This is a genomic window from Burkholderia seminalis (genome assembly GCF_001718535.1).
Taxonomy (GTDB): Bacteria; Pseudomonadota; Gammaproteobacteria; order Burkholderiales; family Burkholderiaceae; genus Burkholderia; species Burkholderia seminalis.
Genome location: NZ_CP013400.1, coordinates 1,555,160 through 1,567,901, shown reverse-complemented (window position 1 = coordinate 1,567,901; position 12,742 = coordinate 1,555,160). Strand labels below are relative to the sequence as shown.

General features: G+C 63.8%; 11 protein-coding genes. 5 read left to right on the top strand and 6 right to left on the bottom strand.

The genetic code is table 11. The features are described 5' to 3' along the window. Positions 1–80 precede the first annotated feature (80 nt). Together WJ12_RS27715 and WJ12_RS27710 are read right to left on the bottom strand one after the other, a co-directional pair. Complete coding sequence (locus WJ12_RS27715; protein WP_034191355.1) at positions 81–395, bottom strand: hypothetical protein; 315 nt, start codon at positions 393–395, stop codon at positions 81–83. Between the two features lie 244 nt (positions 396–639). Beyond that, positions 640–1,503 (bottom strand): SDR family oxidoreductase, encoded by an 864-nt coding sequence (locus WJ12_RS27710; protein ID WP_059556551.1) that lies wholly within the window; start codon positions 1,501–1,503, stop codon positions 640–642. A 111-nt stretch (positions 1,504–1,614) separates the two neighbouring features. On the opposite strand from WJ12_RS27710, the gene WJ12_RS27705 reads away from it, so the two are divergent. The 3 genes from WJ12_RS27705 to WJ12_RS27695 all read left to right on the top strand — a co-directional run bounded on the left by WJ12_RS27705 (position 1,615) and on the right by WJ12_RS27695 (position 4,900). Next, positions 1,615–2,514, top strand: a complete 900-nt coding sequence (locus WJ12_RS27705) for a LysR family transcriptional regulator (protein WP_059556550.1) — start codon at positions 1,615–1,617, stop codon at positions 2,512–2,514. Positions 2,515–2,769: 255 nt separating this feature from the next. After that, complete coding sequence (gene tcuC / locus WJ12_RS27700; protein WP_034191358.1) at positions 2,770–4,065, top strand: MFS transporter; 1,296 nt, start codon at positions 2,770–2,772, stop codon at positions 4,063–4,065. A 52-nt stretch (positions 4,066–4,117) separates the two neighbouring features. Beyond that, entirely contained in the window at positions 4,118–4,900 is a 783-nt protein-coding gene (locus WJ12_RS27695) for a substrate-binding domain-containing protein (RefSeq protein WP_034191663.1), read from the top strand. Between the two features lie 40 nt (positions 4,901–4,940). Here WJ12_RS27695 and dctA read toward each other — a convergent pair whose 3' ends face one another. Then, the gene (gene dctA / locus WJ12_RS27690; protein ID WP_059556710.1) at positions 4,941–6,257 is read right to left on the bottom strand and encodes a C4-dicarboxylate transporter DctA; all 1,317 of its coding nucleotides are present in this window, start codon (positions 6,255–6,257) and stop codon (positions 4,941–4,943) included. Between the two features lie 30 nt (positions 6,258–6,287). Then, positions 6,288–7,211 (bottom strand): LysR family transcriptional regulator, encoded by a 924-nt coding sequence (locus WJ12_RS27685; protein ID WP_034191665.1) that lies wholly within the window; start codon positions 7,209–7,211, stop codon positions 6,288–6,290. 573 nt (positions 7,212–7,784) lie between these two features. On the opposite strand from WJ12_RS27685, the gene WJ12_RS27680 reads away from it, so the two are divergent. After that, positions 7,785–9,284 carry a sensor histidine kinase gene (locus tag WJ12_RS27680; protein WP_059556549.1) on the top strand — a complete coding sequence of 500 codons (1,500 nt, stop codon included), beginning with the start codon at positions 7,785–7,787 and terminating at the stop codon, positions 9,282–9,284. Positions 9,285–9,348: 64 nt separating this feature from the next. Then, positions 9,349–10,521: an alpha-hydroxy acid oxidase gene (locus WJ12_RS27675; RefSeq protein ID WP_059556548.1), complete on the top strand. Its 1,173-nt coding sequence runs from the start codon at positions 9,349–9,351 to the stop codon at positions 10,519–10,521. A 71-nt stretch (positions 10,522–10,592) separates the two neighbouring features. Here the strand turns inward: WJ12_RS27675 and WJ12_RS27670 are convergent, their stop codons facing one another. Next, on the bottom strand, positions 10,593–11,237 hold the full coding sequence (locus WJ12_RS27670; RefSeq protein ID WP_034191359.1) for a response regulator transcription factor: 645 nt from the start codon (positions 11,235–11,237) through the stop codon (positions 10,593–10,595). Positions 11,238–11,345: 108 nt separating this feature from the next. After that, on the bottom strand, positions 11,346–12,440 hold the full coding sequence (locus WJ12_RS27665) for a porin (RefSeq protein ID WP_034191360.1): 1,095 nt from the start codon (positions 12,438–12,440) through the stop codon (positions 11,346–11,348). Positions 12,441–12,742: the final 302 nt, after the last annotated feature.

The following is a 12,742-nucleotide window of genomic DNA, read 5'->3' as shown; positions in this document are numbered from 1 at the left end:
GCAACATTGGCTGGATATCCGGACGGGCCGGGCGCCAGAGCAGACAAGACGCTCCCGTCGGTTTCCGCGCCGGCCGCCTTTTACGCGTCTTTCAGCCAGGGCATTTCGACGGGCGACACGACCAGTTGCCGGAATTCGCGCTTCAGATCGAAGATGAACCCGACCAGGATCATGGATTCGGCGTAGGGAATCGGAAAGACCTGCGGATTTTCCGGCGTCCGCAGGGGACGCTCGGGCGTGTCCGCTGTCGCCGCGGCGTTCTCGCGCACGCTTTCCAGTTCGTCCGCCATGGGGAAGCCACCGACTTCCAGCACACGGCTGCGCAGATCGCTGAAGGGCTCGACGCGCGCAGCGTCTTCGTGATATTCGGGCACTTCGTAAACGAACCAGGACATTGTCGTCTCCCATGAGAAGGGGCGCTATTCTAACGCCGCGCGACGATCCGGCGAAGATCGGCCATGGCGTGCGATGGCCGCGGGTGCCGCGAGGCAGTCCGGCAGAGGCGATTTCTGACGAGGCGGCCCGCTGCCGAGGCGCCGACAGCATGGCGGTCGCGGCGAACCGGCCCTGCACGGCGACCGGTTCCCCGCGTGCAACAGCTCGCACGGCCGCACGGAGCTTGAAGGCCCGGTATCGCGCTCAGCGGACGAGGGCTGCCGCGAAGTCGCGATACGTCCGCAGCGGGCGGCCGAGGATCGCGGTCAGCCGCTCGACATCGCCTGCTTCCGGCACCATGCCGTCGCTGACGTACCGCTCGGCCATCAGCCGCATTTCGTAGGCCATCCATTTCGGCATGAACTGCGCGAAGTTGTGTTCGAACGGCGAGGGATCGTCGCCGCCATAGGCAATCGGACGGCCGAGCGTGTCCGACCAGACGACCGCCAGTTGCGGGCCCGTCAGCGTGTCCGGCCCGACCAGGTTGAGCGTCTCGACCGGCAGCTTGCCGGGCGCGTCGTGGCGGCGGATCAGTTCGAGTGCCGCCACTTCCGCGATGTCGCGCACGTCGACCATCGCGACGCCCTTGCTGCCGATCGGGATCGGGTAGATGCCGTGCTCGACGATCACGTCCTTGACCATCGATTCGTTATCCATGAAATACGCCGGCCGCAGGATCGTCGCGCTGAAGCCCATCTGCTCGATCATCCGCTCGGCGCCGGATTTCACCGCGAAGTGCGGCACGTTCACGAAACGGTCGGCGTGCAGGACGGACAGATAGACGACGCGCTCGATCCCCGATTCGCGGGCGAGGTTCAGCGCGATCAGCGCCTGTGTGAATTCGTCGCCCGCCACGCCGTTGAGCAGAAACAGCGTGCGTACGCCGGAGAAGGCCGTGCGAAGCGCGTCGATGTCGAGCATGTCGCCCTGCGCGACGGTTACCGCGGCGGGGAAGTCGGCTCGGGACGGATCGCGTACCAGCACGCGCACGTCGACGCCGCGATCGACGAGTTGACGGGCGACCTGGCGGCCCACACGGCCGGTGGCGCCGGTTACGAGAATGGTCATGATGTTCGCTCCTGGAATTTCGGTTGGGTTGACCTGCCCACGTAAGGTAGGTGATCCACAAACGATCCGGAAGGTGTGGTAAATAGACATATCATCTCACTGGTGGAACACATGGACCTCCTTGCGCTCGCCGATTTCAATCTCGTCGCCCGTCATGGCAGCTTCGGCGAAGCCGCGCGGGTGGCGGGGCGCCCGAAGGCGACGCTGTCGCGCCGCGTCGCGGAGCTGGAGAACAGTCTGTCGCTGCGCCTGTTCGAGCGCGGCTCGCGCGGCGTGAAGCTCACGCAGGAAGGGCGCGCGCTCTACGAGCGGACGGGCACGCTGCTCGCGGAGCTCGCGGACAGCGCGTCGGCGATTGCGTCGGGGAGCGAGCGGCCGCGCGGCCGGCTGCGCATCAGCGCGCCGATGCTTTTTTCCCAGTTCGCGATGGGGAAGCTGGTGGCGACGTTCGCGCTGAAATACCCGGAGATCCGGCTCGAGGTGACGACGGAAGACCGGCCCGTCGACATGATCGAGGAAGGGTACGACCTCGTGATCCGCGTGAACCCGGACCCCGACGAAAGCCTGATCGGGCGCGTGTTCCTGCGCGACCGGCTCGTCGTCGTCGCGAGGCCCGAGCTGGCGCGGCCCACCGGCGATGCGCCCGTACCGGCCGTCGTGCGCGGGGGCGACGGCCGGCGCACCGCATGGGACGTCACGGGGCCCGCCGGAGCATCACGCATCGCGATCGAGCCCGTGGCCCGGCTGTCGTCGCTGGTCATGGTGCGCGACACGGTGCGTCTGGGACTGGGCGCGGCTTGCCTCCCGGTATCGCTCGTGAGCGGCGATCTGGCCGCCGGCACGCTCGTCAGCTGGGGCGACGTACCGGGCCCCGAAATCGCGCTGTGGGCGCTGTATCCGTCCCGGCGATTGCTGAGCGTCCGCGTTTCCGCATTTCTCGATCACCTGAAGGATGCGTTCCCGTCCGGAAAGCCGGAAGAACTGGCTGCCTATACCGAACCGGCACGGTGAAACGGCGCCGGCCTCGGCTCGCACGCCTTGCTGCACGAGGCGAGCGAGGGATCGTGACGTCCCGCCTCCGTGCGGCGCGACGTTCGGCGGACAGGCGCTGACCGAAACCGGCGAGGCCACGCCGATTGATAACCTTGTTGCATCAATCCTTCCAAAAATCGCACTTATCGTTTGATCGATGCCGGGCGAACATTCGACAAAACGACAATCCACCATCCCCTCCCGCGTATTTCAGGTTTTTCAGGAGACACCCAGATGCACCCCTCGTCCAGCCTTCCGGCCGAACGTTCGAAGGCCGCTGCGATCTTTCGCGTCACGGCCGGCAATTTTCTCGAGCAGTTCGACTTCTTCCTGTTCGGCTTTTACGCCACGCAGATCGCCAATGTCTTCTTTCCCGCGCAAAGCGAGTTCGCGTCGTTGATGATGACCTTCGCCGTGTTCGGCGCCGGCTTCCTGATGCGGCCGCTGGGCGCCATCGTGCTGGGCGCGTACATCGACGAGGTCGGCCGCCGCAAGGGTCTGATCGTCACGCTGTCGATCATGGCGAGCGGCACCATCCTGATCGCGTTCGTGCCGGGCTACGCGACGATCGGCCTGCTGGCGCCCGCGCTCGTGCTGATCGGGCGGCTGCTGCAGGGCTTCTCCGCGGGTGCCGAGCTGGGCGGCGTATCGGTCTATCTCGCCGAGCTGGCGACGCCCGGCCGCAAGGGCTTCTTCACGAGCTGGCAGTCGGCCAGCCAGCAGGTCGCGATCGTCGTCGCGGCGGGCCTGGGCTTCGCGCTCAACCAGTGGCTGAGCGCATCGGCGATCGCATCGTGGGGATGGCGCGTGCCGTTCTTCGTCGGCTGCATGATCGTCCCGTTCATCTTCATGCTGCGCCGCAACCTGGAGGAAACCCAGGAGTTCAAGGCTCGCAAGCATCGTCCGGGCATGAAGGAAGTGTTCGGTACGCTGGTCCAGAACTGGGGCATCGTGATCGCCGGCATGATGCTGGTCGCGATGACCACCACGAGCTTCTACCTGATCACGGTGTACGCGCCGACCTTCGGCAAGACGGTGCTGCATCTGAGCACCGCCGACAGCCTGCTCGTGACGCTTTGCGTCGGTGTGTCGAATTTCGTATGGCTGCCGATCGGCGGTGCGCTGTCCGACCGGATCGGCCGCCGTCCGCTGCTGGTCGGCATGACGATGCTCACCGTCGTGACCGCCTACCCGGCGCTCTCGCTGCTGGCTCACGCGCCGTCGTTCGTCAACATGCTGCTCGTCCTGCTCTGGCTCTCGTTCATGTACGGGATCTACAACGGTGCGATGGTCGTCGCGCTCACCGAAGTGATGCCGGTGCAGGTGCGCGTCGCGGGCTTCTCGCTCGCCTACAGCCTTGCGACGGCCGTATTCGGCGGCTTCACGCCGGCCATCTCGACCGCGCTCATCCACATGACGGGCGACAAGGCCGCGCCGGGCTACTGGATGAGCTTCGCCGCGGTGTGCGCGCTGCTTGCGACTTTCGCGCTCTATCGTCACCGCACGGCGACGCTCACGCCGGCGCATTGATGTCCGGCCCATCCGGAACTTCACTCACACACGAATTCGCATGACCACGACCATGAGAAATCCGCTCCTGAAATTTTGCGTCACCGCGCTCGTCGCCGCCTCGGCGTTTGCTGCCAACGTACAGGCGGCCGAGCTCCACGTGATGAGCTCGGGTGGCTTCACCGCCGCCTACAAACTGCTCGGCCCCCGTTTCGCGGCCGCGACCGGCAATACGCTCGACACCGCGCTCGGCCCGTCGATGGGCCAGGCGCCCCAGGCGATTCCGAACCGGCTCGCGCGCGGCGAGCCGGCCGACGCCGTCATCATGGTCGGCTACGCGCTGGACGAACTGATCAAGCAAGGGAAGGTCATCCCCGGCTCCCGCGTCGAGCTGGCCGACTCGCGCATCGGCATGGTGGTGCGCGACGGCGCGGCAAAGCCGGACATCAGCACCGCAGAAGGTCTCAAGCAGGTGCTGCTGCACGCGAAGTCGATCGCCTATTCGGACAGCGCGAGCGGCGTGTATATCGAACGCGAACTGTTCAAGAAGCTCGGCATCGAGGAGCAGGTGAAGTCGAAGGCGAAGATGATCCCGCGGATTCCGGTGGCGTCGGTCGTCGCGAACGGCGACTATGAAATCGGCTTCCAGCAGGTCAGCGAGCTGCTGCCCGTCCCCGGTGCGACCTTCGTCGGCAAGATTCCCGAATCGCTGCAGTCGGTCACGCGCTTCGCTGCCGGCATCCCCGTCGGTGCGCAGCATCCGAAGGAAGCGAAGGCGCTACTGGACTATCTTGCGTCGCCCGACGTGCAGGCCGACGTGAAATCGACCGGGCTGGATTCCGCATCCGCTCATTGAGCCCGATCGGCGGGAAGGCCTGCGTCAGACCGCCTTCCCGTCACCGCCGGCCGGCATCTGGCGTGGCCGTGTTTTGATCGGGCCCGTCAGGGGAGGCCGGCCCGGCCATGGCGAGCCGCTGCGCCAGGCGTGTCCGATCGCACGCGCCTTCCCACGACGACACGAAGATCACCGCGCAGGCATTGCTGATCACGCTCGTCAGCGCTCGCGCCTCGGACATGAAGCGATCGATGCCGACCAGCAGCGCGACGCCGGCGACGGGCAGGTCGGGCATGACGGCGAGCGTCGCGACCAGCGCGACGAGCCCGCTGCCGGATACGCCGGCCGCTCCCTTGGAGGTAAGCAGCATGATCGCGAGCATCGTCGCGATCTGCGACGCGGAGAGGGGCACGTCGCACGCTTGCGCGATGAACAATGCCGCGAGCGTCAGATAGATCGCGGTTCCGTCCAGATTGAACGAATAACCCGCCGGCAGCACGAGTCCCACGACGCCTTTGTCGCAGCCGAGCGCTTCCAGCTTGACGATCAGACGCGGCAGGACCGGCTCCGTGGACGATGTCGCGAGGACGATGAGCAACTCTTCGCGCATGTAGCGCAGAAGCCGCCACAGCGCGAAACCGTGCAGTCGCGCGAGCGGTGCGAGCACCAGCACGACGAACAGCACGCAGGCCACGTAGAAGGACGCCATCAGCTTCGCAAGCGAGCCGACCGACCCGATGCCGAATCGGCCGACCGTGAACGCCATCGCGCCGAATGCGCCGAGCGGCGCGAGCCGCATGATCATCGCGAGCACGCGAAAGACGACCTGGGCGACACCGTCGATCAGCGCAAGCACGGGCCGACCGGCCCGCGGATGCGCATTCAGCGAGAAACCGAACAACAGCGACAGCAGCAGCACCGGCAACACTTCGCCTTTGGCAAACGCGCCGAGCATCGTGTCCGGAATCATGCCGAGTCCGAACGCCACGAGGTCGCGCGGCTCCGCATGCTTCGCATACGGAGCGAGGATGCTCGCGTCCAGGTGGTGGACATCGATGTGCATGCCGGCGCCCGGTTGCAGCACGTATGCGGTGACGAGCCCGAACGCGAGCGCGGCGGCGGTCAACAGATAGAAGAGCGCCAGCGCCCGCACGATCGTGCGGCCGATGGCCTTTCCGTCCGCCAGCGACGTGATGCCCGAGACGATCGTGCAAAAGACGATCGGGGCGATGGTCATCTTCACCAGGCCGACGAATGCATCGCTGAGGGGCTTGAGCATCGCGCCCGCCGCCGGCCATGCGTGACCGATGCCGATGCCGAGCAACATCGCGAGCAGAACCTGCACGTAAAGCGATCCAAGCAGTCTGGCCAACCTCACCATCCGTTCCTTCGTGTCTCTCTGTGGTCGTTATGCCGATGCGCCGCTGCTGGCGATACCGCCACGCCTTGCCTCGATGACCATCTGATGGAATGCCTCGGCGGCCGGCGTGAGGGGGCGTCCGCGCCGCTTGACGATGCCCACGCGTCGTTTGACGACCGGTTCGACGAGCGGCACGCTCGTGAGTATAGGGTGGTCATGCCCGGGCATCGCCATCGAAGGCACTGCGGCGACGCCGAGCCCGGCTTCGATCAAGCCGAGCAGGGTCGTCACGTGGCGTGTCTCGCAGACGCTCGGCGTACGCGGCGCGACGGCAGCCAGCGCCTGGTCCAGCAGCAGACGGTTGCCGGAAGTCTTGTCGACCGACACATAATCGTGCTCGTAAAGCTCGCTCCAGGTCACGCGCTTCTTGCGAGCGAGCGGGTGGTCGCGGCGACAGGCGGCAACGAACCGCTCCTGGAGCAACACCTTGAACTCGATCTCCGCCTCCTGGCTGCCGATGAAACTCACGCCGAAATCCGCCTCGCCGCTGATGACGGCCCCGAGCACCTCGTTGGCGCTTGCATCGAGCAGTTTCACCCTGATGCGCGGAAAGCGCTGATGATAGCGCGCGATGACGGCGGGCAGGAAGTAGTAGGCGACCGACGGCACACAGGCGATCGTCACATGACCCAGGCGGCTCGATGACACGTCGCGAATGCCGAGCAGCGCGGCATCGAGGTCGTCCAGCAGTTGTTCGGCACTCTGCGCGAACACGCGACCGACGGTGGTGAGCGAGACGCTGCGCGTGGTGCGCTCGAAGAGCCGCACGCCGAGCGCTTCCTCGAGCTTGTCGATCCGGCGGCTCAGGGCCGGCTGGGAAATACTGACGGCGTCCGCGGCCTTTCGGAAGCTGCCCGTTTCCACGACGGCGCGAAATGCCTGCAAGTCGGTTAAATCGAAGTTGATCGCCACGCACAAGTCTCCACCACGCTAATGGCGAGCATTGTGCATGATTCCGCTCGCGCCATGCGTGTCCCGCTGTCCACGCGGCAACGATAACGCGGCGCGGCGTGCTGCCCGGCCGCGCCGCGACCGATCTTCCCGACGGCGCTTCCCGATGTACCGTGTCGCTTTCGCCCAGGCAGAGCTTTCGCATCGGCCGCGCCGCCAGCGTGCCATCAGTGAAGCGTCTGCAACCCATTTCCGATTCGGTGCAGCGGCTGAAAACGGACGTTTCAGATGATTGGGTGCGATGCCATGGGCGCCCGAAACCTCCGAGCGTGCCTTCTTGTTCCGCTCGTTTTTCCCTCCGAGGATTACAGCAGCTTGGCCGGTGTGCCTGGAAGAACGGGGGGAGGCCGGACTGACCAGCCCAATTTTCGTCCCGGTCTTGGTTGGAAAATGCCGGCTCTTGAGGCCGACCCGATAAAGAAACCTTTGGCGCGAGACCCCATTTCAACCCTATGAGTCAAAATTGACGATGCGCTAAGCTTTGGTCAGGCCTTCGTTGCACGGCCTTCACACTTCATCGTTGGGGCTGAGCGAATGGAAACGTCCTCCGGATTCGAACTGCTGGATGCCGATCGCCTTGCGCTTCTTCAATCGCTGAAGACGTGCATGATCCTGCACGACGCAAAGACCAAGGCCATTCTTTGGGCCAACGCCGCCGCATGCAATGCACTGGGCTTCACCGTCGAAGAATTGCGACCGCTCAAGGCGCCCGATATGAGCCGCAACGCGGAGAAATACCGACACGAGATCGGCTTGCAGTGGCTAAAGGATGCAGCGGAGAACGGCGAGAGCATCATCGAGTGGTGTTATCGCGCGAAAGACGGCACGGAGATCCTGTCGGAAGCGGTAGCGACATGCGTCAAGCTGCACGATCGCGACGTGCTGATGGTCCAGTTCAGGGATATCGCCGCCGAGGAGCGGATCAAGAAGGACCTGAAGCGATTCGAGACCCGCCTCAGGGAGTTCATGCACGACCTGAGCGAAGGGATTGCAGTGTTGTCGGCAAACGGCGAGATCAAATATCTGAGCGAGTCGTCATGCCGGCTGCTTGGCTTGCAGGCCGATGCGTCGACGCTGATCGATTTCACCGCGTTATGCGATGGCGCGTCGCGGCGGATCGTGCTTGCCCAGCTCGCCGAGGCGGAGCTGCATCACGAGCCGACTTCGTTTCGCTACCGGATCAGAAATGGTGATGGATCGCTGCGCTGGCATGACGCATTTTGCCGCCACGTCGAACTGGAAGACGATCTGACCGGCATCCTGCTGCATTTTCGCGATGTCACGCCTCAAGTCGAGGCGGAGGAAATGCGTCGGGCAAGCGAACGCAAGCTCGAATACCTCGCACGCTACAACGCGATGGGGGAGATGGCGATGACGCTCTCGCACGAACTCAGTCAGCCACTTGCGTCGGCGCGCAATTTTCTCGAGGGCGGCATGATGCGACTCAACGAGTCGCCCGTTACGCCGGACGAAGTGATGTGGGGGCTGGAGAGCGTGCTCAAGCAGGTCGAGCGCGCATCGGTCATCATCAAGAGCGTGCGTGATTACGTCGTGAAGCTCGAGCAGGTTGAAGAGGCGATCGACCTGAACGACATCGTGCACGATGTCGAGTATTTCATCGCCCTGAAGGCGCGTGAGGTTGGCGTGGCGTTCGAATTCGCGCTTAGCGATCGCCCGATACGGGTCCGCTGTGAAAAGATTCTGATCGGGCAGGTGATCCTCAATTTCGCCTTCAATGCGGTCGAGGCCATGCTCGACGTGCCCGAGACATCGCGTTTCCTGACCATCGGGACCTGTTCGGAGCACGGTCGCGCAGTGTTGCGCGTGTCGGACACCGGTGTCGGAATCGATCTCGGCCAGCATGAGAAGGTATTCGATGGCTTCTTCACGTCGAAGCTCGGGGGTAACGGTATCGGGCTCTCGCTCTGCAAGAACATCGTTTCCAGGCATGGCGGCGATGTCTGGGCCGAAGCCAATCCGGGCCGCGGCACGTCTTTCTGCTTCACGCTTCCGCTGGAAGCGCCGAATGGATGACTCACGGTCGGCCGCGAGTTAACCGCCGCAATTCGTTCACACCTGATCCATGCCTCGAACACCGATGAAAAGACGTCTGTCCGTTCCGACTCAATATAACCACGCCTGCAATGTCGAGGAACTCCGGATGCTGGCTCGGCACAGGCTGCCGAATTTCGCGTTCGAATATCTGGATGGCGGCGCAGAGGACGAGGTGACGATGCGAGCCAACCGAAGCGCATTCGAGCGCTGGCGCTTCGTGCCGAAGACACTTGTCGACACCCAGCGGCGGGACCTGTCGACCACGCTGTTCGGCAAGCGCGTCGCGTTGCCGTTGATCGTCGCGCCTACCGGTTTCAACGGCATCTACCACCGTCACGCGGATCTGTCGCTCGCTCGGGCCGCGGCGCGGACGGGCATCCCGTTCACGCTCAGCACGGTGTCGAACCGGCGCGTCGACGAACTGGCGCGCGATGCGGGCGGACGCGTCTGGATGCAGCTCTACATGCTGAAGGATCGCGCGGTAACCTCGGGATTGATGTATCGGGCGGCTCAGGCGGGTTGCGACACGCTGGTCCTGACCACGGACGCGACCCATCTCGGCAATCGGGAATGGGCGCAGCGGCCGTTTCGTGCACCGATGAAATTGAACTGGCGCAATCGGGTCGATGCGCTGTGCCACCCGCGCTGGATCGGGAATGTGCTGATGCCGAACGGTGCGCCGACGTTTGCAAACCTTGCCGAATATCTGCCGGCCGGTCAGCAAAGCGTGCGTAGCGGCATGGGCTATATGGCGAGCCAGATGGATGCTTCGATCACGTGGGACGATGTGGCATGGCTGCGCGAACGCTGGAAGGGCACGCTGATCGTCAAGGGCGTGTTGGATGCCGACGATGCCACCCGCGCAATTCGGGCGGGTGCGGAGGGTTTGGTCGTTTCCAATCACGGCGGTCGTCAGCTCGACGGCACCGTGCCGTCGATCGACGTGCTCGCCGAGATCGTTCGCGTCTGCGCGGGACGAGCAACGGTGATCGTGGATAGCGGTTTTCGCCGCGGTACCGATGTGGTGAAGGCACTCGCACTTGGTGCGCATGCGGTGATGATCGGCCGACCGGTGCTTTACGGGGTCGCGGCGGGCGGAGAGCAGGGTGCGCTGCATGCGCTATCCTTGCTGGGCGCCGAAATCGACCGTACGCTGGGACAGCTTGGTTGTCCCTCGATTGAGGCGTTAGGTCCGCAATTTCTGCGTGCGGCGTGACGCCCGGCCGCGCGCCCATTCAGGGCAGGCTGATCGGTGGAAGTGGCCGGCTGAATGTCTGCCCGTGAAGGCTAGCCACGCGGGTGGGGCGCGGCCATTGCGTGCCGCGCCTCGATTACGTCCTTGAGCAGGCTCGCAAATGAGGTCGCGCCGAGTTTCTCCTTGATGCTCGCGCGATAGACGTCGACGGTTTTGGCGCTGATACCCAGCTCGCGCGCAATCAGCTTGCTCGCTTTTCCTTCGATCACGCCATTCAGTACTTCCTGCTCACGCGGCGTAAGCGCTCGGATGCGCTGGATCAGCGCCTGGAGGTGCTGATTCGCGCGATGCGTTTCGCTGGCGATCTTCATCGCGTTCTGGATGCGGTCGAGCATCTGTTGCGAGTTGTAGGGCTTCTCGACGAAATCGATCGCGCCGTTCTGCAGGGCACGTACCGACATCGGGATATCGCCATGACCCGAAACGAAAATGATCGGCAGCGAAACACCTCGACGGTTGAGTTCCGCTTGCAGATCGAAGCCGCTGACCCCAGGCATGCGCACGTCCAGCACCAGGCAACCCGGTACGCCAGGATCGAACTGTTCCAGGAATTCCACTGGCCCCTGAAAGCAGCGGGTTTGAATCTTCACCGAGGCGAGCAACCAGGAAAGCGACGTACGCATATCCTCGTCGTCATCGACGACGTACACAAGGGGGAGCTGAGTCGGTGCATCCATATCGTGCTTCGGTTCGCTGCAATGAGAATAGCTGGCCGCCCCGAAACATCGAGCCGGTCAGCTGTCATCGTAGCGGTTCAAAAAAAATTTCGGTAAGCGATTCCGCGTCTAGAACAAGTGCAACATGCCGATCACGACCGAGTTCGAATTCTGGCCCGGCTTGGGGGCGGCGAGCGCAGCGGGACCGCCCGCATTGTTCAGCGAGAACGCCGCGGCGTCGCCGTTGCGAACCTCGGCGGCACCGGCATAGACGATGGTGCGCTTCGACAACGGATAGTCGTAACGGATACCGAACGAATCCGCGTTGCCATCGCTATTGGCGATCTTGCGATAGTGGCCGTAGCTGAGCAGTAGTTTGCCGATGCTGATCGGTACTTCGGCGCTTGCTTCGAAAAAATCGGAATGCGGATTCGCGTAGGTCGAACCGGCCATGTTGGGAACGTCCTGGCCGCCGCGGTGCCTCACATAAACGAAGGCGGGTTTTACGAAGCCGAAGTTGTACGACACGCCGGCCAGTGCGTAATTGCCGCCTTCCACCGGGCTACTCGCGGTGAGCGTCTTGACCGGGCTGAAGCGTTGAAGCTGATAGCCGATATCTACAGACAAATTGTTGTACACGTAGTTGACGCCCCCGCTGTAGGTGTCGCCAAGCGACGCCGGGGCGCCGTTCGACGCGCCGTTGTTGCCTCTGGCCACCAGTGCACGAACGACGAACCCGCCGATGCGCGGCGATACATAGCGCAACGAGTTACTCACGCGCAGTGAAGGGCCGTAGACGAAATTGTCGGCCGCATTGCCCCAGCCCAGGCCGGCGCCGTACGCGGGCAGCGAATACGTGACGAGGATCGTGTGAATCGGGGTGTAGTTGACGCCGGCCTGAAACGCGCCGAACGATCCCGCGAGACCGACCCACGATTCGCGGCCGAACAGTGCGCCGTTCTGCCCGCCAACGCCGTTGAAGGAGTTGAATCCATTCTCGAGCTTGAAAATGGCACGCAGTCCTCCCCCGAGGTCTTCGACGCCCTTGAGTCCCCATGAGGTGGCGGCTATGTCGCCGCTGCCCATGTGGACTGCGTGATTGGGACCGAAGTTCGAATATTCGATCGACGTGTCGATCCGGCCATACAGGGTAATGCTCGATTGAGCAAGGACTGGCGTTGCGCACAACGTCAATGCAGAGGTGAGAATGATTCGCTTGGTCATGCTGTTGGTTCCCCTGGAGTGAAGGTCCGTTACGTGTCTCGTCGTTTTTGGAAGCCGGTATTCGACGACATGATTCGTAGTCCATATTGGTAAGGAAGGTGGAGCCCTTTCCAAAAGACCGGCGATCGTGTCCTTCGAGAAAACGACCATGCCGCAGTGAATTCGCTGGGCCATGCCAGGCGCAGGAAGGCTGGGGCGATGGGGTAGGCGCCGCCGGTACCGACTTCGGCACGCTGAAATATCCCGACGACGAGCGCAGTCTAGGTGATCGCTTTTTTGGCGGTAAGCCAAGGGATGCACGT